23 protein-coding genes and 2 pseudogenes are annotated in these 19869 nt (G+C 70.8%); 15 read left to right on the top strand and 10 right to left on the bottom strand.

Annotated features, from left to right (window positions below):
- Nucleotides 1–135 precede the first annotated feature (135 nt).
- From ABD785_RS38495 to ABD785_RS38530, 8 genes and pseudogenes are all read left to right on the top strand, one after another.
- Nucleotides 136–372 (top strand): annotated as a pseudogene (locus ABD785_RS38495) (transposase family protein); the annotation flags it as partial.
- Nucleotides 369–656 carry a hypothetical protein gene (locus ABD785_RS38500; RefSeq protein WP_344839006.1) on the top strand — a complete coding sequence of 96 codons (288 nt, stop codon included), beginning with the start codon at nucleotides 369–371 and terminating at the stop codon, nucleotides 654–656. The pseudogene ABD785_RS38495 and the gene ABD785_RS38500, both read left to right, overlap by 4 nt.
- A 664-nt stretch (nucleotides 657–1320) precedes the next feature.
- Nucleotides 1321–3825: a hypothetical protein gene (locus ABD785_RS38505; RefSeq protein ID WP_344839009.1), complete on the top strand. Its 2505-nt coding sequence runs from the start codon at nucleotides 1321–1323 to the stop codon at nucleotides 3823–3825.
- Nucleotides 3826–4049: 224 nt separating this feature from the next.
- A complete protein-coding gene (locus ABD785_RS38510; protein WP_344839011.1) occupies nucleotides 4050–4292 on the top strand; it encodes a hypothetical protein in 243 nt (80 codons plus the stop codon).
- Nucleotides 4289–4507 (top strand): hypothetical protein, encoded by a 219-nt coding sequence (locus ABD785_RS38515; RefSeq protein WP_344839014.1) that lies wholly within the window; start codon nucleotides 4289–4291, stop codon nucleotides 4505–4507. The genes ABD785_RS38510 and ABD785_RS38515 overlap by 4 nt, the downstream gene beginning before the upstream one ends.
- A 126-nt stretch (nucleotides 4508–4633) precedes the next feature.
- On the top strand, nucleotides 4634–5464 hold the full coding sequence (locus tag ABD785_RS38520; RefSeq protein ID WP_344839017.1) for an NBR1-Ig-like domain-containing protein: 831 nt from the start codon (nucleotides 4634–4636) through the stop codon (nucleotides 5462–5464).
- Nucleotides 5465–5539: 75 nt separating this feature from the next.
- Entirely contained in the window at nucleotides 5540–6031 is a 492-nt protein-coding gene (locus tag ABD785_RS38525; RefSeq protein ID WP_344839019.1) for a SigE family RNA polymerase sigma factor, read from the top strand.
- Nucleotides 6028–7236, top strand: a complete 1209-nt coding sequence (locus ABD785_RS38530; RefSeq protein ID WP_344839022.1) for a hypothetical protein — start codon at nucleotides 6028–6030, stop codon at nucleotides 7234–7236. Before ABD785_RS38525 ends, ABD785_RS38530 begins: the two co-directional genes overlap by 4 nt.
- Nucleotides 7237–7252: 16 nt before the next feature.
- On the opposite strand, the gene ABD785_RS41420 is transcribed toward ABD785_RS38530, so the two are convergent.
- Both ABD785_RS41420 and ABD785_RS41425 read right to left on the bottom strand, forming a co-directional pair.
- A complete protein-coding gene (locus tag ABD785_RS41420; RefSeq protein ID WP_425547871.1) occupies nucleotides 7253–7990 on the bottom strand; it encodes a vWA domain-containing protein in 738 nt (245 codons plus the stop codon).
- A pseudogene (locus ABD785_RS41425) lies at nucleotides 7982–8437 on the bottom strand (TerD family protein); the annotation flags it as partial. The pseudogene ABD785_RS41425 and the gene ABD785_RS41420, both read right to left, overlap by 9 nt.
- A 134-nt stretch (nucleotides 8438–8571) precedes the next feature.
- On the opposite strand from ABD785_RS41425, the gene ABD785_RS38540 reads away from it, so the two are divergent.
- Nucleotides 8572–9609 (top strand): NAD-dependent epimerase/dehydratase family protein, encoded by a 1038-nt coding sequence (locus ABD785_RS38540; RefSeq protein WP_344839028.1) that lies wholly within the window; start codon nucleotides 8572–8574, stop codon nucleotides 9607–9609.
- Here ABD785_RS38540 and ABD785_RS38545 read toward each other — a convergent pair.
- Both ABD785_RS38545 and rnhA read right to left on the bottom strand, forming a co-directional pair.
- Nucleotides 9591–10574 carry an endonuclease/exonuclease/phosphatase family protein gene (locus ABD785_RS38545; RefSeq protein WP_344839030.1) on the bottom strand — a complete coding sequence of 328 codons (984 nt, stop codon included), beginning with the start codon at nucleotides 10572–10574 and terminating at the stop codon, nucleotides 9591–9593. The two genes, ABD785_RS38540 and ABD785_RS38545, sit on opposite strands and share 19 nt — an antisense overlap.
- 79 nt (nucleotides 10575–10653) lie before the next feature.
- A complete protein-coding gene (gene rnhA / locus ABD785_RS38550) occupies nucleotides 10654–11112 on the bottom strand; it encodes a ribonuclease HI (RefSeq protein ID WP_344839032.1) in 459 nt (152 codons plus the stop codon).
- A gap of 130 nt (nucleotides 11113–11242) precedes the next feature.
- Between rnhA and ABD785_RS38555 the strand changes: the two genes are divergently transcribed.
- The 4 genes from ABD785_RS38555 to ABD785_RS38570 all read left to right on the top strand — a co-directional run bounded on the left by ABD785_RS38555 (nucleotide 11243) and on the right by ABD785_RS38570 (nucleotide 13714).
- On the top strand, nucleotides 11243–12004 hold the full coding sequence (locus tag ABD785_RS38555) for an SDR family NAD(P)-dependent oxidoreductase (RefSeq protein WP_344839034.1): 762 nt from the start codon (nucleotides 11243–11245) through the stop codon (nucleotides 12002–12004).
- A 92-nt stretch (nucleotides 12005–12096) separates the two neighbouring features.
- Entirely contained in the window at nucleotides 12097–12558 is a 462-nt protein-coding gene (locus ABD785_RS38560; RefSeq protein WP_344839036.1) for a heme-degrading domain-containing protein, read from the top strand.
- 95 nt (nucleotides 12559–12653) lie between these two features.
- On the top strand, nucleotides 12654–13283 hold the full coding sequence (locus ABD785_RS38565; RefSeq protein ID WP_344839039.1) for a TetR/AcrR family transcriptional regulator: 630 nt from the start codon (nucleotides 12654–12656) through the stop codon (nucleotides 13281–13283).
- Nucleotides 13283–13714 carry an acyl-CoA thioesterase gene (locus ABD785_RS38570; protein ID WP_344839042.1) on the top strand — a complete coding sequence of 144 codons (432 nt, stop codon included), beginning with the start codon at nucleotides 13283–13285 and terminating at the stop codon, nucleotides 13712–13714. Before ABD785_RS38565 ends, ABD785_RS38570 begins: the two co-directional genes overlap by 1 nt.
- On the opposite strand, the gene ABD785_RS38575 is transcribed toward ABD785_RS38570, so the two are convergent.
- The 3 genes from ABD785_RS38575 to ABD785_RS38585 form a co-directional block, all read right to left on the bottom strand.
- Nucleotides 13711–14481, bottom strand: a complete 771-nt coding sequence (locus tag ABD785_RS38575; RefSeq protein ID WP_344839044.1) for an arylamine N-acetyltransferase family protein — start codon at nucleotides 14479–14481, stop codon at nucleotides 13711–13713. The genes ABD785_RS38570 and ABD785_RS38575 overlap by 4 nt on opposite strands.
- A gap of 77 nt (nucleotides 14482–14558) precedes the next feature.
- A complete protein-coding gene (locus ABD785_RS38580) occupies nucleotides 14559–15455 on the bottom strand; it encodes a S1C family serine protease (RefSeq protein WP_344839046.1) in 897 nt (298 codons plus the stop codon).
- On the bottom strand, nucleotides 15455–15898 hold the full coding sequence (locus ABD785_RS38585) for a T3SS (YopN, CesT) and YbjN peptide-binding chaperone 1 (protein ID WP_344839048.1): 444 nt from the start codon (nucleotides 15896–15898) through the stop codon (nucleotides 15455–15457). The genes ABD785_RS38580 and ABD785_RS38585 overlap by 1 nt, the downstream gene beginning before the upstream one ends.
- A 153-nt stretch (nucleotides 15899–16051) precedes the next feature.
- On the opposite strand from ABD785_RS38585, the gene ABD785_RS38590 reads away from it, so the two are divergent.
- Together ABD785_RS38590 and ABD785_RS38595 are read left to right on the top strand one after the other, a co-directional pair.
- On the top strand, nucleotides 16052–16525 hold the full coding sequence (locus ABD785_RS38590) for a VOC family protein (protein WP_344839051.1): 474 nt from the start codon (nucleotides 16052–16054) through the stop codon (nucleotides 16523–16525).
- A 146-nt stretch (nucleotides 16526–16671) separates the two neighbouring features.
- Entirely contained in the window at nucleotides 16672–17583 is a 912-nt protein-coding gene (locus tag ABD785_RS38595; protein WP_344839053.1) for a DUF5954 family protein, read from the top strand.
- Nucleotides 17584–17602: 19 nt separating this feature from the next.
- Here ABD785_RS38595 and ABD785_RS38600 read toward each other — a convergent pair whose 3' ends face one another.
- The 3 genes from ABD785_RS38600 to ABD785_RS38610 form a co-directional block, all read right to left on the bottom strand.
- Nucleotides 17603–18448 carry an SDR family oxidoreductase gene (locus ABD785_RS38600; protein WP_344839056.1) on the bottom strand — a complete coding sequence of 282 codons (846 nt, stop codon included), beginning with the start codon at nucleotides 18446–18448 and terminating at the stop codon, nucleotides 17603–17605.
- A gap of 83 nt (nucleotides 18449–18531) precedes the next feature.
- Entirely contained in the window at nucleotides 18532–19224 is a 693-nt protein-coding gene (locus ABD785_RS38605) for a MerR family transcriptional regulator (RefSeq protein ID WP_344839058.1), read from the bottom strand.
- A gap of 64 nt (nucleotides 19225–19288) precedes the next feature.
- Complete coding sequence (locus ABD785_RS38610) at nucleotides 19289–19813, bottom strand: anthrone oxygenase family protein (RefSeq protein ID WP_344839060.1); 525 nt, start codon at nucleotides 19811–19813, stop codon at nucleotides 19289–19291.
- Between the last annotated feature and the right edge of the window lie 56 nt (nucleotides 19814–19869).

A 19869-nucleotide genomic window follows, 5' to 3' on the forward strand; every position in this document is an offset into this window, starting at 1 on the left:
GGCCCGGCGCGGCGCCAGCCTTGTCTAAGAGGCCTCGAGGACCAGGGCTACCAAGGGAGTCCCCACCGGGCCCGTGCCCGTTCTGAACCCATTAGGGAGTCCCCACCGGGCCCGTGCCCGTTCTGAACCCATTAGGGCTACCAAGGAGCCGAAACATCGGTCGTCATCACTCCGTACAAGGGCCGCAAGAAGCCGGAGTCACAGAAGCCGGCGAACCGGTCCCACGCCAAGCTCCGCGGACCCGGCGAACGCGCGAACGCCCAACTCAAAAACTGGAAGATCCTCTGGAAGCTACGGTGCAGCCCCTGCAAGGCCGGCCACCTCGTCAAAGCCATCGCCGTCCTACAGAACCACGAGGTCACCCGAGGATGAAAAAGGTTCACTGGTACGCCATTGACCCCATGGGCGCGACCGGCGACATCAACGCAGAAGCGGCCCTCTGGGTAGCCATCCAAGACGGCCCCGCCACCATCGAAGACCGGATAGCAGAGCTCTCCCTTCATCCTCTCCTCGACGCCGTCCGCCTCCGCGCCTGGACCTACGTACTAGCCGTTGCCGAGTACCGCAGTTATCTCCCAACGTCCGCGGTGCGCATTGAGGACTTCCTCGGTCCCTGCAACCCCACCGCCCTCGCTGCGAAGGTTCAGTTAGCTTGACGTGCGACATCTAACGGGTCGATTCCCCGACATCGCCGAGAACCGGATCCTGCGGACGGCGCTACGGCGTACCGCAGTCATCCCCGCCGCCGTGGCGGAAGATGCGGCTCAACCTTCGGGTACGCCGCGGCTCTGCGCCTCGCCCACCTCACGTCCCTGGCCCACAGAATGTGGGACGAACATGAGGGCCCCCAACCCTTGAGGTGCGGTTCGCGATCAGGTGACGGGTCAGCTCCCCGCCGGGAGTGATGTGGTGCCGGACGCAGATGAGCGGCTCGGTCAGCGGCACCAAGTCGGTGGCCGCCTTTGTGAAGGATGCCAGCGATCTTCGGTAGGCCTGGCCGGGCGGACGCCGGATGCGGGCTCCGAACCGGTTCCGACGAGCCTGGCGGATGCGACCTCGCCTGTCCGATTTAATTAGGAATTGTACTATTTAGCCAAAACCACGCCCCATTCCAGAAATCAATAAATTCAACCTGCATAGTGTGATCTCGGCTATCTTTGGCCACCCCGAAGAGAGCTGCGAAAGTGGGACGATCTGGTGGAACCGCCTTTTCCGTTGGGCATAGACGCCTTGCTGGACGAGCTCGACGCGCGGGTCGAAGGTAGAAAGAGAAGCCGGCGCCTTCCGGTTCTCCTGTTCCGCGGAGGTCCGGACGACACGATGCCCCGCCGTTTCGTCGAGGGGTATGCGAAGAGGCTGAGTGAACCGCGAGTCGGTGGTCCGAGGGATCTGGTCTCCCACGCCGTCGTCCAGGATCCTCCCGCTTCGGCGGCAGAGCCGTGGCTCGCGCTGCTGGACCGGCTGGTCGAGCAGCTCGAGGGCTCCATGCCGCACCGGACCGGGGACCTGCGGCTGCCGCGCTTCCACACGCTGCGGGCGGTGCTGGAGGCGACCGTGGGAGGGGGCGCCTCGACAGGGCGGAGCGAGCAGCTCGCCGAGGCTCTGTACCCGCAGCTGCTGAGGCGCAGGCCGGTGCTCGGCCTGTGCGCGAAGGTCGCGGGTTACGCCCCGGGTGCGCCCACTGTGCAGCAGCGGGGCCTGTGGTCGACGGTCGTCCTGCTCCTTCCCGTGCTGTTCCCGATGCTGGTCTACCGGCTCTTCCTGAGTACTCCCTGGTCGGCGCGGCGGGCGGGCACGCAGCGGCCGAGGGGCCGCACCTTCCTGCGGATGGCGGCCGCGGTCGCCGCGGACGGCACAGAGCGGAACAATCACGAGCTGATCCAGCGCATGCTGCTCGCGGCGCTGCTCCAGGACCTCGCCGCGGCGCGTCCGACCCTCCGCTGGGGACGGCGCCTGCTGCGGCCGCGGCTGTTCGTGCTGCTGCTGCCGACGGTCGGCGGCGAGGACACTCCGGTCCACCAGTTCCTCGTGGCCTATGACAACGTGGTGCGTCACGACAGGGCGGGCCGTGAGACGACTCCGCTCCTGGTGCTGGGCGCCGTCGCGGGGGAACCGCCGTCGTTCGCCGAGCGCTGCCCGTCCGAGGCCGGAGAGACCGCCGCCCACCAGGTTGAGGCCGTCTGCCTTCGGCACTCATCGCCGATCTGCCTGGTGAGCCTGCCCTCCGGCACCGACGACGGGCCCGCGCGGACCTTCCTCCGGACCAAACCGGCCGTCCGGATGGCCTTCCCGTGGCGGCGTCTGGTCCTGGCGTCGGCCGTCCCCCTCGCGCCGGCGGTCGCGGCCGCCGTGGTCCTCCTGGGCGAGGGGTTCCACGAGAAGCCGCAGCCGGTCGCGGCCGTGGAGCCGCCGAGTTGCTTCTCCGCGCCCGGATCCGCCGAGCCCGGGAAAACGGAGACCATCGGTATCACCGACGGGAGCTGCGAGCTGGCCTCGCCCGGTCGCGACCCCGATCTGCCGCTCCTCGAGGACAAGCTGCGCCGGCAGAACGCGGCGGCACTGGCCAGCGGACGGCCCTGGAGATCGGTGGTGTTCTTCGGTCCGCTGACCACCGAACCGGGCGATTCGACGCCGGTGAGCGTCCAGACCCTGCGTGGGGCTCTCACCGCGCAGTACTACCAGAACAGGCGCGAGGGCGACACGGTCCAGATCCGGCTGCTGGTCGCCAATGCCGGCAAGAACTTCGTCTTCGGCGAGGAGATCGCGAGGAAGATCGTCGAGCGGAGGAAGCAGGACTCCATCGTCGCGGTCACCGGCATCACTCAGAGCAGGCCGGTCTCGGCGGCTGCGGTGCGGCTGCTGTCCGCGGCGCACATTCCGGTCGTCGGCAGCAACGTCACGGGCAGCAAGATGCTCGAGAACCCCGCGCTCGGCTACTACTTCCAGGTCTCACCCCACAACGGGGTGATCGCGCCGTTCATGGCGGCGTTCATCCGGGGCTCCGCCGAGCTCCGCGAGCTGGCCGGTCCGTCCCGGAAGGCGGTCGTGGTCTACGACCCGGACGACGAGTACTTCAGCATCGATCTCAAGACGAAGCTCGAGCGCCATGTCCGCCCCGCGGCCACCGTGCCCTACTACGAGCACCGCAACGATCAGGACGTCAGGGACGTGGCCCAGGACGTCTGCGCCGCCGTGCGCCGCACCGGCGGATTCATCGCCTATCTCGGCCGTACGGGCGTCATGCCGCGTCTGTTCGACCAGCTCGAGGAAGCCCCCGACTGCCGCAATCCGGACGGCAAGCCGGTCGCGATCGTGGCCGAGAGCGTCGCCACCCGCTATCTGGAGGAACCGGCGGCCTTCCTGGAAACGCATCCGCACCTGCGCATGTTCTACGTCATGTTCGACGCCGCCGACGCGGGCTTCGGCTCCGACAGGATTCTCCAGCAGACCTTCACCGCCCTCTTCCCCGGCTCCACCGCCGAGGGCAACGCCGCCGGCGGCTATGACAGCCTCAGAATCGTCTCCACCGCCATGGACTCCGTCTACTCCAGCGACAAGTCCCTCGAGGAGACCCCCGAGCGCTTCCAGTCCCCGCAGCTCTATTCCACCCTCGCCAAACCCGGCATCACGATCGTCGGCACCTCCGGTTCCCTCACCCTCGACGCCGACAACCACTCCCCTCCCGACAGGGTCATGTTCATGCTCGAACTCACCCTGGAGGCGCGCCCCCGGCTCTGGATGACGTGCGGAAACCTCAGCACTCCCGTGGGCCCCCGCCCCCCGGCCCCCGCGCAGAAGATCCCCTGCCCGAAGTCCGTGTCTTAGATCCACATCACGCTCGGGAACATGCGGAACCTCAAGCCGAGGGAGGACGCGTGCGTGGGGAAGCCGTCTCCCGTCGGGTCGGGCGGTGGCCGGGAGCGTAGGTGGACCGATGACCGGTAGCGGTCAGGGGCAGGGTGGGGGTGGGAGCTGGGGGTGTTCGTCGGGGAGTCGGTGGTGACGGACGGTTTCTGGGGGATTCGGGGAAAGGGTCCTACGATGACGGTGTGGGGCGATTCCGGCGTTCCGGCGTGGTGGTGGTCGCGGGTGCCGTCCTGCTCTGTGGATGTGCGGCTAACGGCGATGAGGTCGAGGAGCGGTCGTTCACCGACTCCTATGGGCGGGCCTGCGCTTATGTGCTCGTCAAGGATCGTGACCAGGACGATGGTGAGGACTCCTCGGTGGACCTGGACGCGCGGAACGTCGACTGCGACTATCCCCCCTCTCCGAAGGTGAGTGAGCGACCGTGAGCGTCGGCAGGGTGGTGGGGGTCGGGCTGGCCGTGCTCCTGGTCGGCGGGTGCGGGGAGAAGGCCGTCGAACGGTCGTTCATCGATCGGCACGGGCGGGTCTGCACCTATGTGATGGTCGAGGAGTGGGACGGCGACCGGGACGTCGGCAACATCTCCTGTGAGTTCCCGCCGGCGAGCTGGAGCCCTTCGCCGTCGGCCACGCCGTCCGGCTGAGCGGGGTTCTGGAAGCCGGTGTTCGCCGGGGTGCGGCGGGGCTCGCGGAGGCTTGATCATTGAGGGTCGGGCGGGCACTATGGGGAACGTTTTCGGGATCTCGCCCATCGGAGACGGAGCCGCTGCATGGGCAAGACGGAGGGGCGCCTCGAGCGCGAACGGTTCGCTGCGGAGCTTCGCGAACTGAGGGTCAAGGCGGGGAATCCGTCGTTCCGGACGATGGCCGCGGCCGCCGGGCGCACCGTCAGCCACGCCACGTTGCATGAGGCCGCGGCGGGCACCCGGTTTCCCAGCTGGACCACGACCCGGGCGTTCGTGGCCGCGTGCGGCGGGGACGAGCAGGCCTGGTTCGAACGCTGGCAGGACGCCCGCGACCCCGCGGCTCCGGTCGAGGACGGGGCGCCGGAGGAGATCGCGGAGCCGGCCGCGGCCGAGGAGCCCGGACGGTGGTGGAGGGGATGGCCGGTGCTGATCGCCGGCGCGGCGGCCGTGGCGATCGCGGCGGTGCCGTTCCTCTGGCCGGACGGCGGCGGGGCCGGGCAGGGGCCCAAGGCGATCGCCGCGACCGGGCCCACGCCGACCGAGCTGCAGAAACCGCTGGTCGAGGGCGACGGGAGCAGGTTCGTCGCCGACCGGACCATCCCGGACGGGACGGTCGTCAAGCCGAACGAGCGGTTCACCAAGGTCTGGGAGATCGCCAACGTCGGGACGATCTTCTGGAAGAACCGCTACCTGGAGCGGATCTCCTCGCCGCAGGACAACGGGACCTGCTCGACGCCCGGAAAGGTGCCGATTCCGGACACGCCCGCCGGGACGAACGTGCTCATCAGCGTCCCGGTGACGGCCCCCGCGAGCAAGGGCTCGTGCTGGGTCGCCTGGAAGATGATCGACGGCAGGGGGCGTCCGTTCCTTCCGGCCTCCCGGCCCATCTTCTTCACGGTCGTCGTCAGCGACTGATCTCCGGCGGGTTCGCGGGGGAGATGCAACGGTTCCGCGGTTCCGTGCGTCCTTGGGGTGAGGAGGGATGCCCCCGTGGACGACGCCCCGGCGTACGAGGAGTTCGTGGCGACGCGCCTCCAGGCCCTCCTGCGCTACGGATATGTGCTGGCCGGGAGCCGGCATGACGCCGCCGACCTGGTCCAGGACGCGCTGATCAGGCTGTCGGCGGCCTGGCCGCGGGTCGTCAACAAGAGCTCGCCCGAGGGGTACGTGCGGACGACGATGGCGCGGCTGCACATCTCGGTGTGGCGGCGGAGGCAGCGGGAGACCCTCGTGGACGAGGTGCCCGAGGGCTCGTACGAGGACTCCTCCCCCGCCGACGACGCGCTCTGGCGGGCGCTCGGCACTCTGCCCAGGCGGCAGCGGGCCGTGCTGGTGCTCCGTTACTACGAGGCGCTCGGCGACGCGGAGATCGCTTCGCTGCTGGGGATCTCGCGGGGGACCGTGCGCAGCCAGGCGTCCCGGGCGCTGGAGAAGCTCCGCCTGGTCTGGGGCGAGGCCGTCCTGGAAGGGAGAAGCTCATGACCGAGTCGCTGGAGGAGGCGCTGACGCGTGTCCTCGCCGCGCGGGCCGGCCGGACTCCTCCCGTTCCCGGCGGGATGGCCGAGGCCGTCCGGGCGCACCGGCGGCGGCGCACGCGCAGGATCCGCATGGCCACCGTGACAGCCACCGTGACGACCGCGGTGCTGGTCGCGGCGACGGTCGTCGTGGCGGTCCGGGCCGGGGACCGGGAGGCGGGGCCGATCGTCACGCCGGGGCCCGCGGTCTCGGGCCCCGAGGGCCGGCGGCCGGCGGGAGGGCTCCGGCCGGAGCCGCTGGAGTCCCTGTGGGGAGGGGCGGTCCGCACCTTTCCCGACACGCTGGGCGACGGGACGCCGTTCGACGTCCGGGACATCATCGACGACCGGAACGTCCTGATATCGACGGGGCCGGAGGAGCGGCCGTCCCGGCTGCTGCGGTACGACGTCCGGACGCGTGAGACGGCGCCGATCGCCTCTCTGCGGGTGCCGTCCGGGGCCCGGCTCGGCGGGTTCGTCACCGGTGACGGCTCCACGGCGTGGGACGTCTGGACCGGTGATCGGGCGGAGATCTGGACGGCGCCGATCGGCGGAGGGAAGGCCGTCCGGGTGCTGTCCGTCGCGCACGGGGAGTTCGAGTGGCCGGTGGAGCGGCTCCAGATCTCCGGCGGGCGGCTGCTGTGGTCGGACGGGGACGGTGTCCACCGGCTGCCGCTGACCGGTGGGCAGCCGGAAAAGGTGCCCGGATCGTCCGGGTTGCACCTGCTGATCTGGCCGTGGGCGGGGACTCCCGGCGAGAACGCCGAGGACAAGACCCGCCTCCCCTTCCGCACCATCACGAACCTGCAGACCGGCCGGACGCTCACCGCCGGGTTCCCCGTCCCCCGCATGGGCGGCCTGTGGGACTGCGGGATCACCTGGTGCTTCGGCGACCGCTCGGCCCGCACCCGCGACGGCTCCCGGACGATCGAACTCCCCCCGGTCTCCTACGAGGATCTGCTGATCCCCTCCCTCGACCGCTTCATCACCCTGACCGTCAACGCCGAGGACGGAACGGCCACCGAACGTCTCCTCGTCGACCTCGAGACCGGCCGGGCGGCGTCCACCACGCCGACCGCCGGCCAGTCCCCTCTGGCCGGTCCCACCAGCCGCCTCTTCCACCAGCACCTCCCGGGCCGGCACCTGGTCGTCGACCTGGAGCAGATCCCCTGACCCGCGTGGCGAGGGGTCAGGGGCGGTTGGTGCCGAGAGGGATGTCGTGGCGGGCGGCCTCGCGGAGCCAGGCGGGGAAGGAGGACAGGAGGAGGTCGTAGAGGGCGGGATCGGGGAGGGCGGCGATGTCGTCGACGGAGAAGAAGCCGGCGTTGTCGACGAGGCGGCCGCTGAGGGTGTCGAGGCGTTCGAGGATGCCGTAGCGGTGGGTGCCGAGGCCGATGAACTGCCAGAAGAGGGGGCGGTCGGAGGCGTCGCGGAGAAGCTTGGCGATCTGGGCGTCCCTGGCGACGCCGCCGTCGGAGTAGAAGAGGATGAGGACGGGTTCGCCCGGGCGGTCGGCGTAGAAGTCGATGATGTCCCTGATGACCTCCGGTTCGTTGTTGCGGCCGCCGAGCGTGACGTGGGTGCCGTCGGCGGTGGTGGCCTCGGCCATCTTGATGTGCTCGCTCGACCAGGTCGCGAGGTCGCCGACCTGGACGGAGGGCAGGCGCGCGAAGGTCGTCGCGAAGATCCAGGCGTCGAGGCTGGCGTCGTCGTCGATCTGGAGGGCGATGGCGGCCATCCGCTCGACGACGTCGGCCACGACGCCCTCCCTGTAGAGCCTGCGCATCGAGCCGGACGCGTCGAGCACGACGGCGACCCGCGCCCGCACTCCGGGGATGCCCTTCTTGACCAGGGAGGCCTTCACGGCCTCCTTGCGGAGGGAGATCCGGTTGATGATCTCGGGTGGGGGCTCTTCGGCGACCGTCACGCCGAAGTCGGTGGCCAGGCCGGCGAGGCCGGTGGCCCAGCCCTGGCCCACGGCGCGGATCTTCCAGCCGTCGCCGCGCCGGTACACCTCGGCGACCAGCGCCGCGCTCTCGCCCGCCGTGAACGCGGGGGCGGCGAAGAACGGCCGGTCGTCGAGCGCGGCCTCGACCCGGACGCCCTCGAAGGTCCCCGCGCCGTCCACGCTCGCCAGGACGGCGATCACCGCGACCTCCGGCGGCACCTCGCCGAACCGGACGGACACGGTGCGGCCGTCGAGACGCACGCCGTCCTGCTCCGGATGGCCGAAGAACACGAGGTCGTCGTCGAAGCGGACCCGGTGGGCGCCGGTCAGCAGCACGGCGGACACGTCGATCGGCGTCTCCCCCGCGCCCACCGCGACCCGGACGCCGCTCCCCGGCAACGGCGCGTTCTCCCCCTTGGCCAGCACGCGGCCACCTTTCCTCGCAGGTCATCAGCCCGCGTCCGAGGCTACTCGCCGGGTCTGACACACGCCGGAAAGTAAGGGATCTGCCCGGAATGTCGGGCAACAGCTAAGCTCGCGCGACGCGTTGAGGAGGCGGGATGGGCGATCTGGTCCTGGTGACGGGCGGCAGCGGTTTCGTGGGCAGCCATCTGGTGCGGATGCTGCTGGAACGCGGATACCGGGTGCGGACGACCGTCCGCGATCTGGGCGACGAGGCCAAGACCGGTCCGTTGCGCGGGCTCGCGGGCCAGGAGCGGCTGGAGATCTTCGAGGCCGATCTGCTGCGGCCCGGCTCGTTCGGCCCCGCGATGGACGGCTGCCGCTTCGTCTTCCACGTCGCCTCGCCGTTCCGGATGCCCGAGAAGATCCGCGACGGCCGGTCCGAGATGCTCGAACCCGCCCTGGAGGGGACGCGCAACGTCCTCGGCACCGTCGCGGCCACGGAGTCGGTCGAGCGGCTCGTCCTCACCTCGACCGTCGGCGCGATCTTCGGCGACTACGTGGACGTCCTGGAGATGAGGGACCGCACGCTCAGCGAGGAGTACTTCAACACCACCAGCACACTGGAGAACAACCCCTACCACTACGCGAAGACGGTCGCCGAGCAGGAGGCGTGGGAGGCCGTCCGCGGCCAGGACCGCTGGTCGCTGGTGACGATCAATCCGGGCCTCGTGCTCGGCCCCTCCTTCACGCCCGCGTCGGACTCCGGCAGCCTCTTCCTGATGGACGAGCTGATGCGCGGGCTGTTCTTCTACGGCGCCCCGAACTTCAGCTTCACGATCGCGGACGTCCGCGACGTCGCCGAGGCCCATGTCCGGGCCGCCGAGGAGCCGTCCGCCGAGGGGCGCTACATCGTCGCGCTGCCCGAGATGTACTCCTTCGCCCAGATCTCGGCCGTCATCCGTGACGCCCATCCGCGCCGGTACCTGATCCCCCGGCACACCGTCCCGGACTGGGCGGTGCGGATCCTCGGGCCGCGGTTCGGGCTGACGCAGTCCTACATCCGCAACCATCTGGGCGTGCGGTTCGCGGTCGACAACTCCCGCAGCCGCACCGGGCTGGGCCTGGCCTACCGGCCCGCGGCCGAGACGATCCTCGACCACTTCGCCTCCTGGGCTCAGGCCAGGCGGACGTAGATCAGGGCGTGGTCGGAGGCCGGGGCGTCGCGGCGGACGGTCGGATCGTCGGCGATCGAGGGCAGGACGCCGGGATGCGCGGTGTGGACCTCGGTGGCCCTGGCCAGCAGGGCGTGCGAGACGAGCAGATGGTCGATCAGCTCGCCGCGCCCCTGGTAGACACGGGAGAACCGCTCGCCCTCCGGGAGCCGGGGGGACAGGTTCCACAGGCGGGAGACGTCGCCCTTGTCCGGCTGGGCGGCACCGGGCGTGCCCAGCTCGGAGCCGGGCGGGCCGTAGAAGATCTGGGTGGTCGCGGACTCGGGCCCGTCGTTGAAGTCGCCGGCGACGATCAGCGGGCGCTCCTTGCCCTTGCCCTCGAGGAGCTGGTCGGCGAGGGCCCGGATCGTGACGGCCTCGGCGGCGCGGCGGCCGAGCGCGTAGGCGGCGATCCTCGCCCGCTCCCCCTCGTCGCGCGGGGAGAACCGCGGACGCCCGTCGGGGCCGGGCGGGAAGGACAGCAGTTTCGACTTCAGGTGGACCGACACCAGGGTGAGCTTCCCGCCGGACGCCTCGGTGATCTCGGCGGCCAGCGCGCCGCGTCCCATGGCCGTCGTCGAGGTGACCGTGGGCCCCGCGTCACCGACCTGGACCGGCGCCAGCCCCGCGGGGAACGCCGCCGCCTCCTTCACGATCCGCACGGGCAGCCGCGACAGCACGCCCACCCGGATCGGATGCCTGGCCTCGAACACGGTGCTCGTCACCGCGCTCCACCCGTCCCCGAGCTCGGCGACCAGGTCGGCGAGGGCCGCCGGATCCCCGACCTCCTGGACGGCCAGCACATCGGCCCCGACGCTCCGCACCGTCGCGGCCAGCCCCCTCAGCTTGGCCCGGTACGCCGCCTCGTCCTTCGGCCCGAAGGCACCCCCCGGCCGGAACAGGTTCTCCAGATTCCACGACCCGATCACCGTCATCGCGATCCCCATCCGCCGACGCGCGTCCTTCCTCCCACTGTCGCAGCCCGTCCCCCCGGCGAGAAGGACGAACGCGCCCGCGAGGGGAAACTTAGACGGACTCCGCGAGACCGGCTTTCAGGTCGGACTGGGCCTGGGTGGCGAGCTGGTCGGCTCGTTCGTTGTCGGGGACGCCGGCGTGGCCCTTGACCCATTCCCAGATGATGTCGTGGCGTTCGGTGGCGGATTCGAGGCGGAGCCAGAGGTCGGCGTTCTTGACGGGCTGTTTTCCCGAGGTCTGCCAGCCGTTGCGCTTCCACTGGGCGGTCCACTGGGTGACGCCGAGCCGGACGTACTGGCTGTCGGTGCACAGGCGGACGGCGCAGGGGCGCTTCAGGGATTCCAGGGCCTGGATGGCGGCCATCAGCTCCATGCGGTTGTTCGTGGTGTCGGGTTCGCCGCCGCGGATCTCCCTGACGTGCTCGCCGTAGCGGAGCACGGCGCCCCATCCGCCGATCCCCGGATTGGGGGTGCACCCCCCGTCGGTGTGGATGACGACCCTCTCGTCCACGCAAACCTCCCCCTCGCCGCCGGACGGGAATCATCATGGCCCACCCGGACGCGTTCCCGGGATCGGGAGAAGGGGGATGTCCCTTCCGCGGGGATTGTCGCGCTCCGGAGGTTCAGTGGATCTTCGAGGCATGAGTCGACTAGAGGGACGGACGGCGCTCGTCACCGGGGGATCCCGGGGCATCGGGCGGGCCATCGCGACACGGCTGGCGGCCGAGGGGGCGACGGTCGCGGTGCACTACGGGGGAAACGAGGAGGCGGCGGCGAAGACGGTCGCGGACATCAGGGGCGCCGGGGGCGAGGCGTTCGCGATCCGGGCCGACCTGCGGACGCCCGGCGCGGCCGGGGAGCTGGCGGAGGGGGTGTGCGCGGAGTTCCGCGACGGGCTCGACATCCTGGTCAACAACGCCGGGATCCTCAACAACGCGCCGGTCGGCGAGGTCACCGAGCGGGCCTGGGACGAACTGTTCACGATCAACATGAAGGCGCCGTTCTTCCTGGTCCAGGCGCTCCTCCCGGCGCTGCGAGACGACGGGAGGATCATCAACCTCTCGTCGGTCAACGCCCGGCTGGCCACACCGACGATCATCGAGTACTCCATGTCCAAGGCGGCCCTGGAGTCGATGAGCCGGACGCTCGCCGCCGTCCTCGCACCGCGGCGGATCACCGTCAACGCGGTGGCCCCGGGGGCGACCGAGACCGACATGATGGCCTTCGTCCATGCCGTTCCGGAGCTCAAGGCCATGGTCGACGGCCTGTCGGTCTACAACCGGATGGCCCTGCCGGAGGAGGTCGCGTCGGCGGTCGCGCTGCTGTGCTCGCCGGACTCCGCCCTGATCACCGGCCAGGTCGTGGACGTGTCCGGCGGAACCTGGCTCGGGCCGCCCTCCTGAGACCCGGTCCGGCACGCCGCCGTGCGTGCCGGACGTGATCGTCCGTACCCTCCGAGGGGCGTCCGCCGCGACGCCCCGACCACGGAGGAACCATGAACAGCGCCGAACTCGAAGAGCAGGAACGCCGCCTCGTCTTCACCCGCTTCACCAACGACGACGCCTGGGACCTGGGCGTCCGCCTCGTCGAGATGGCCAGGGAGCGCGATCTCGCCGTGACGGTCGACATCCGCCGCGGCGACCACCGGCTCTTCCACCACGCCCGTCCCGGCACCACCGCCGACAACGACGACTGGATCGAGCGCAAGATCCGCGTCGTCCGCCGGTTCGAGGCGGCGTCCTTCCGCGTCGGGCAGCGCTACCGCGACCAGGGGACGACCTTCGAGGTCAAGTCGGGCCTCGACCCCGCCCGCTACGCCGCCCACGGCGGCTGCTTCCCCATCCGCATCGCCGACGCCGGCCTCATCGGCACCGTCACCGTCTCCGGCCTGCCCCAGGCCGAGGACCACGCCCTCGTCGTCGAGGCCCTCGAACTCCACCTCCGCCCGTCCGGCTGAGACCGGGCGACCCTCGACGCCCGGAAGACCATGGGGTGATCCACGTCACCGGATTAAAAAGACCGATCGGTCGGTCTTATTGGTACGGTGGGTCCATGATGGTGGACGGACGGCTGGTACGCGGGCGGCGGAGCCGTGAGGCGATCCTCGAGACCGCCGTCGCGCTCGCGTCGGTCGACGGGCTCGAAGGGCTGACGTTCGGCAGGCTGGCCGTGGCCGCGGGCGTCAGCAAGTCGGGGTTCTTCACACACTGGCCCGACAAGGAGCATCTCCAGGTCGACGTCATCGGGCGGGCCGCCCGGCAGTGGGTCGACCTCATCGTCTCCCCGGCGCTCGGTGAGCCCGCGGGCGTGCGCCGGGTGTGGGGCCTGCACGAGTGGCGGCTCCGGTTCTACGCGGAAGAGGTACTGCCCGGGGGCTGCTTCTTCCACACGGCGGAGTGCGACTTCGACGACCGTCCGGGGCCGGTCCGCGACCGTCTCCTCGAGGCCAAGCGCTCCTGGATGGGGCTCCTGGTCTCGGTCATCACCGCGGCGGCGGAGTCGGGCGAGCTCACCACGGACGACCCCGAGCTGCTCGCCTTCGAGATCGACGCCCTCGGCGGCGCGGTCGTCCCGCACACCCGTCTCCTCGACCGCGAACCGGCCCTGCGCCGGTCGCGCGCCGCCGTCCTCCAGCGGCTGAAATCCCTCTCCCCCGTCCCCGAACTCCTTCCGGAGGAATGATGAACGGTCGCACGCTCCCCGTCCGGGTCCACTTCGACGACCTCGACGCCATGGGCCTTCTGCACAACTCGCGGTACGCGCTGCTGGTCGAGCGGGCCGTCAACGACTTCTGGGCCGTGGAGGGCTGGAACTTCGATCCGGCGCGCTCGGCCTTCGAGGACATCTACATCGCCGTTCGCGAATTCAAGATCACCTACAGTGCCCCGATCATCGGCCCCGGCGACGTCCACGTGCACTTCTGGGTCGAGCGCATCGGCCGCACCAGCGCCGTCTACGGCTTCCGGGTGCTGTCGGCCGACGGCGGAACCGTCCATGCCGAGGGCCACCGGGTGAACGTCAACCTTGACCCGCGGACCTTCCTGCCCAAGACCTGGAGCGAGCGCACCCTCGAGGTCGGCAACACCCTCCTGCGCGAACCCGCCCCGGCCTAACCGAGGCGGAGGACGGGGACCTCGTCGAAGGTGAGGCCGAAGTGGGACTCGTAGGCGGCGAGGACGATCTCGGGGGCGGGGAGGGTGCGTTCGGACCTCTCGCCGCCGGCGGTCGTGATGAGACGGTCGCCGGACAGGGTGGTGCGGCCGTCGGCGGTGCGGATGGAGCAGGTCAGTGACTGGGTGAAGTGCGAGTCCGGCGACGTCCGGTGCCACCAGCAGTGGGGGACGAAGTCGGACAGCGCGTACGGCCGGGGGTCGATCTGGTAGCCGGGGGTTCCGTTCTCCAGGACGTTTAGGAACTCCCCCGACTCCTCGACGGTGAAGACGCCCGCGGGATCGTCCTGCGGGGTGCGGAGGTCCAGCCGGAGCGGCGCGTCGCTGAACGAGCCGAACCCGACGTCGACCAGGTACAGACGGTCGAGTTCGACGCGCAGGGTCAGATGGGCGAAGGGCGTCCCCGGCACCCCGTCGCGGCCGAAGACCCGGCACGACAGGAGCTCCACCCGGTAGCCCAGCGCCGTCAGCAGGGCCCCGAACAGCCCGTTCAACTCGTAGCAGAAGCCGCCCCGCCGGCCGGTGACGATCTTCTCGAACAGGGCGTCCTCGGTGAGGACGATGTCCTCGCCCAGGTGGATGCTCAGGTTCTCGAACGGGACGGTCGTGAGGTGCGCGTGCTGGAGCGCCGTGAGGCCCGCGAGATCGGGGGCGGCGGGCGCCTCCGCGCCGATGCGGGCCAGGTAGCGGCCGGCTCTGCTGGTGTCCACCCGGCCAGTCTCGCACCGGCCGTGTCCCCCCGGGGGATGCCCGGGGCGCGGGTCCCTCCGGCGAGGGACCCGCCTCCTCACGCCGGCGGCGCGTCCGCCGTGACGGTCAGCCGCACGATCTCGCCGTCGCGCAGCAGTTCCAGATCGATGGGCTTGCCGATGCTGTCGCGGCCGAGATGGTCGTAGAGGTCGGCGCGCTCGTCGGCGTCGGTCCCCTGGATCGTCAGGATGACGTCGCCCATCAGGAAGCCCGACCGAGCCGCCCGCGCGCTGACCTTGACGACGGCCTGCCGCGGCACCTCGTGCCCCCTGACCTCGACCGTCCGCGGCGCGACCCCGATCCCCAGCGAGGCCCGGACGACCCTGCCGTGCTCGATCAGCTCCGGCACGACGTTCCTGGCCGTCGCGGCGGTCACCGCGAACCCGACGTTGTCGGCGTCGCCGCGGGCGGCGGTGGCGATGCCGATCACGAGGCCGTCGGCGTCGAAGACCGGCCCGCCCGAGTTGCCCGGGTTGATGGCGGCGTCGACCTGGATGCAGCGCTCGATCGGCCGGGTCGTCATCTGGTGGTTGATCGTGCGGGCCAGCCCGCTGACGATCCCGATCGACACGCTCTCGGTCAGGTAACCGAGCGGGCTGCCGACCGCGAAGCACAGCTCGCCGAGGCGCGGCGGATCGTCGCGGAAGCGGACGAAGTCCCTCGGCGGGGTCTCCAGCCGGAGCACGGCGAGGTCGGTGAACTGGTCCAGGCCGAGGATGACGGCGTCCTGGTCGGGCAGGCCCGGCAGCGACGCCCTGACGGTCTTCTCGCTCTCGGCGACCACGTGGTAGTTGGTCACCACATGGCCGGACGCGTCGATCAGGAATCCGGATCCGGCGGAGTGGCTGTCGGCGTCGGACAGGGCGACGACCGACGGCAGCACCCCGGCGATCAGCCGCGTGAGGTCGTCGCTGAACTGGCGCAGCAGGGACATCAGATCTCCACGGCCCGGTCATGGTCGTCGTCGACGGCCTTCTCGCCGCCGAAGAGGCCGTGGAGATCGTCGTCGAGGTCGTCGGCGAGGGTGGTCACGCAGTCGACCGCGAACCGCAGCTCCTCGACCTGGAGGTTCTCCGGCAGCAGCTCGGCCGACAGGGTCACGATGCCGTGCCGGTGGTAGATCCGCGCGCCGAGGATCCCGCCGTTGATCTCGTTCAGCTTCTCGTACAGCTCGGGGCTTCCCTCGACGCCGCGCAGCACCTCGGCGAACACCCGCACCCGTGTGGTGTTCCCCGACTGCGTCACGCGGACGTAGGCGACCGAGCTGCCGTGCCTGATGGGCACGTCGCCGTCGCTGTCGACCTTCAGGCTGTCGGTCTTCAGCACCTCCATCAGCAGTTTCTCGACGTACGCACGGGCCATCTCGACGTAGGCCATGGGTCTTCTCTCCAAGATCTTCAGGGGGCGATCAGACCGAATCCTACGGATTCGCCGCCTTTGCGGCCCTGGAAGAAAACTTTTGGAATGACGTGTCGATCCCGCGTCCCGCCGTTCGACGCGGGGGTAGGCAACGGAAAAAGGAGAAAGACCATGCAGAAGATCACCACCTACCTCTGGTTCGACGGCAAGGCCGAGGAGGCCGCCGAGTTCTACGCCTCGCTGTTCGGCGACGCCAAGATCCTCGACGTCCAGCGCTGGGGCGACGGCGGCCCCTACCCCGCCGGGACGGCCATGATCGTCGAGTTCCAGCTCGCCGGGCAGCGCTTCCTCGCCCTCAACGGCGGCCCGCAGTTCACCTTCACCGAGGCCGTCTCGCTGTACGTCTCCTGCGAGACCCAGGACGAGGTCGACGAGCTGTGGTCGAAGTTCACCGCCGACGGCGGCGAGGAGTCGCAGTGCGGCTGGCTCAAGGACAGGTTCGGGCTGTCGTGGCAGATCATCCCGACCGCCCTCCCCGAGCTCATCAGCGGTCCCGACCAGGCCGGAGCGCAGCGCGCCATGCAGGCGATGCTCGGCATGCAGAAGATCGACGTCCGGGTGCTCCAGCAGGCCTACGACGGCTGATCACCGGCCCGGAACGGCGCCCGTCCGGGGCGGCGCCGTTCCGGTACCGATTTCGGCCCGCCCCTGTGGTGACCGATGGATGACTGATAGTCAGCAGTCCGTCGATTCCCTGGGCGAGAAGGGGCGAATCGGAGGAGCATGGACGCATGGCGTTCGAGGGAATGCAGGGATATGACCTGATCAATGCCATCAAGGCGGTCGATCCCGTGCTGGCCGTCCGGGAGCAGGAGGCCATCGAGCGGATGAAGACCTACGGCCGGATCGCGCCGGTCGAGACCGAGTTCGGCTGCGCCGAGCAGGTCAAGGGGCACTGGCGCATCCTCAATCTGGGCGGCCGGTGCCCGCGCGAGGCCAGGGACGAGCTCGCTCTCTGGCTCACCGACCGCGCCGAGATCGAGGACTCACCGGACGACCGCGACGAGCTCCTGGGGCTGGCCCGCGATCTGGAGCTGGGGCTCGATCCGGCCGTCCCCCGCCCCCGCCACGAGTGGGTGGCCGCGGGACGCCGCTACCGGATCGTCCGGGTCGACGGCTACGCCCTGCTCGGCGAGGACGGCCCCGAACCGGCCCGCCACACCGACACCGAGCCGATCGGCCCCATCTCCTCCGTCGCCGGGTTCTGGCTCGACCCGATGGCGCCGACCACGCTCACCGAGACCGCCGTCCGGCTGGAGCTGGTCAACCAGCATCCGCCGCGCGAGGCGATGTCCGACTCCGAGTGGCAGGCGACGATCGAGGCGATCCTCGGCCATCCCGGCGTCATCCTGCTGCCGGTCTGCTTCACCGGGCTGGAGCGCCTGGGCGACGACGACTGGGATCCGCTCGTCCACGGGGACGGCCCCCAGTCGACCCGCCAGGCCCTCGCCGACTTCCTCCGCGACGAGCTGCCCGGCCTCCCGGTCCCGCCGGAGTTCGAGGCCGCCGCCCGGGCCATCGAGTCCGAGACCCGTCCCGACTTCACCACCGACGGCCATGCCTTCCGCATCGCCCGCATCATCCGGGCGCTGCGCGTCGGCCCCGACGGCCCCGAGCCCCCTCGCCCGCACGACGAGATCTGAGAAGCCCGCGCGGACGGCGTCAGACGTCGTTGGCGGAGCCTCCCGCCCCGACGAGGCCGGGGTCGCCCGCCTGCGACCAGCGGGCGTCGATGTCCTTGAGGAGCCGCCCCGCCTGCCGGGTGACCACGGCCGGGACCAGCGGGCGGGCGATCTTCATCGCGGGGAGCCACCACTGGCCGTAGACGGCGGGCTTGCGCTTGAGGATGCCCTTGACCATGCGGTCCACGGTCGGTTCGAGCGCGTAGGTCTTGCTGGCCGGGTAGGGCAGGCCGGCGCGCAGCTCGCGCAGGGCGGGGTGCTCGTCGGCGCCGCGCACCATGTCGGTGTCGGTCCAGCTCAGGTAGCCGACCCCCACCTTGACGCCCTGGTGGGCGACCTCGGCGCGCAGGCAGTGCGCGAACGCCTCGACCCCGGCCTTGCTCGCGCAGTAGGCGGCCATCATCGGCGAGGAGCACAGGGCCGCCAGCGACGCGACCTGGAAGAAGTAGCCCTTCGACCGGCGCAGCGCGGGCAGGAAGGCACGGGCGGTGCTCACGCTGCCCAGCAGGTTCACCTCGACGACCTTGGCGAAGGTCCGGGGGTCCGACAGCTCGACCGGGCCGCCGGTGGCGATCCCGGCGTTGGCCACGACCAGATCGACCCGGCCGAAGTGCGCCTCGACCTCCGCCGCGACGGCCGCCAGCGCCACGTCGTCGGTGACGTCGACCTCCCAGTGCCGGGCGTCCGGGCCGCAGTCCTTGGCGACCCGGGCCAGCTCGGCCGGTTCGAGACCGAGCAGGGCGATCTTCATCCCCCTGGCCGCGAGCCGTCCGGCCAGCAGTTCGCCGAGTCCGCGGGCTCCGCCCGTCACCACCGCAACGCTCATCTCGCTCCTCAATGCCAGTTCCCACTGGGACAGTCAGGAGAGTAGAGCAAAATGCTACCGATCGGTAGCCCCGATCGGGCGGCTCAGGAGCGGCGGTCGATCTCCTCGCGGATGCGGCGGTCCATGGCGCGGCCGAAGTGCTCGTCGGCCACGGCCCTGGCGACCGGGCGCAGGCGCTCGACCGTCGCCGCCAGCTCCTCGGGGGAACGGTCGGTCAGATGGGCGCGGACCAGGCGGACGAAGCTGAAGGCCATCCGGTCGAAGGCCGCCTCGAGCTCCCAGCTCATCGCGACGACCGCCGACAGCGGCACCCCCGAGCGGACCAGCTCGACGGTCGCGTCGAGCAGGCGGGCGCTGGAGTGGACGAAGCGGCCGCCCTCGATCCGGACGTACCCCAGCTCGACCGCCTCGGCCAGCACCTCCGGCGTGAGCTGCTCGCCGAACAGCCCGGCGGCCTCCTCCAGCGACATCTCGACGGGCTTCTGCTCGGCCCACGGATCCCCGGCGGCGAAGGCGACCCCGAGCAGCTCGGTCACCTCACGGCCCTCGCCGGCGGCCGCCAGCAGCTCCTCGATCCCGTCCAGCCGGTAGCCGCGCTCCAGCAGGCCCGTGATCATCCGGAGCCGGTCGAGATGGGCCGGCGAGTACCAGCCGACCCTGCCCTCACGGCGCGGCGGCGGCAGCAGCCGCCGTTCCTGGTAGTAGCGCAGGGTCCGCACCGGAATCCCCGCGGCCCTGGCCAGATCCTCGATGCGGTACTCCCCGGCATGCTCCACCGCCCGACCTTACCAACCGCAGGTGGAACGGTTCGGGGCGCGGTGGGAGGTACCGCGCCCGAGGTCAGCGGCCGGCCGGGATCGCCACGGGCAGGGCCTGCGGGGTCTCGGCCGGAACCCGGCCGGCGACGACCAGCGCCCAGGCCAGGCAGCCGAACGCGGCGGTGGAGGTGACCGCGCGGACCACGTTCCACAGCACCCACCGGGCCTCGAACGCCTCCCGGACCGCCGCCAGATCGTGGATCTCCGACGGGTCTCCGGCCGCGGCGAGCCGGTCGTTCAGGGGCACGTTCACCCCGGACGTGATGAGGAACATCACCAGGTAGAGCGCGAATCCGGCGACGATCCACCACCGGGCGGGCCCGTTCCAGTGCAGGACCGCGGCGAGCAGGGCGAACCCGAGCGCGCCGAGGAAGCAGAACATGAACCAGCCGTTGAGGATGGAGACGTTGATCCGCTGCATCGTCTCGACGAAGGTGCGGTCGCTCCCGCCGGCGAGCGCGGGCATGATCGCGTAGGCGAAGGAGGCGAAGAGCCCGGCCATCAGGCCGGAGGTGAGCAGGGCTGCGAGGAGCGAGGCGTTCTTCATGTCCCCGAGCCTGCCCGCGCCGGAGACCCCGGCCAAGACGCGTTCCGGCAACGACC

Source organism: Actinocorallia longicatena (genome assembly GCF_039534125.1).
Taxonomy (GTDB): domain Bacteria; phylum Actinomycetota; class Actinomycetes; order Streptosporangiales; family Streptosporangiaceae; genus Actinocorallia; species Actinocorallia longicatena.

Coding starts and splice junctions, on each gene's coding strand:
- ABD785_RS38500 (WP_344839006.1), top strand. CDS start 369: ATGAAAAAGGTTCACTGGTACGCCATTGACCCCATGGGCGCGACCGGC.
- ABD785_RS38505 (WP_344839009.1), top strand. CDS start 1,321: ATGCCCCGCCGTTTCGTCGAGGGGTATGCGAAGAGGCTGAGTGAACCG.
- ABD785_RS38520 (WP_344839017.1), top strand. CDS start 4,634: ATGGGCAAGACGGAGGGGCGCCTCGAGCGCGAACGGTTCGCTGCGGAG.
- ABD785_RS38530 (WP_344839022.1), top strand. CDS start 6,028: ATGACCGAGTCGCTGGAGGAGGCGCTGACGCGTGTCCTCGCCGCGCGG.
- ABD785_RS38540 (WP_344839028.1), top strand. CDS start 8,572: ATGGGCGATCTGGTCCTGGTGACGGGCGGCAGCGGTTTCGTGGGCAGC.
- ABD785_RS38545 (WP_344839030.1), bottom strand. CDS start 10,574: ATGGGGATCGCGATGACGGTGATCGGGTCGTGGAATCTGGAGAACCTG.
- ABD785_RS38555 (WP_344839034.1), top strand. CDS start 11,243: ATGAGTCGACTAGAGGGACGGACGGCGCTCGTCACCGGGGGATCCCGG.
- ABD785_RS38560 (WP_344839036.1), top strand. CDS start 12,097: ATGAACAGCGCCGAACTCGAAGAGCAGGAACGCCGCCTCGTCTTCACC.
- ABD785_RS38565 (WP_344839039.1), top strand. CDS start 12,654: ATGATGGTGGACGGACGGCTGGTACGCGGGCGGCGGAGCCGTGAGGCG.
- ABD785_RS38570 (WP_344839042.1), top strand. CDS start 13,283: ATGAACGGTCGCACGCTCCCCGTCCGGGTCCACTTCGACGACCTCGAC.
- ABD785_RS38580 (WP_344839046.1), bottom strand. CDS start 15,455: ATGTCCCTGCTGCGCCAGTTCAGCGACGACCTCACGCGGCTGATCGCC.
- ABD785_RS38585 (WP_344839048.1), bottom strand. CDS start 15,898: ATGGCCTACGTCGAGATGGCCCGTGCGTACGTCGAGAAACTGCTGATG.
- ABD785_RS38590 (WP_344839051.1), top strand. CDS start 16,052: ATGCAGAAGATCACCACCTACCTCTGGTTCGACGGCAAGGCCGAGGAG.
- ABD785_RS38595 (WP_344839053.1), top strand. CDS start 16,672: ATGGCGTTCGAGGGAATGCAGGGATATGACCTGATCAATGCCATCAAG.
- ABD785_RS38600 (WP_344839056.1), bottom strand. CDS start 18,448: ATGAGCGTTGCGGTGGTGACGGGCGGAGCCCGCGGACTCGGCGAACTG.
- ABD785_RS38610 (WP_344839060.1), bottom strand. CDS start 19,813: ATGAAGAACGCCTCGCTCCTCGCAGCCCTGCTCACCTCCGGCCTGATG.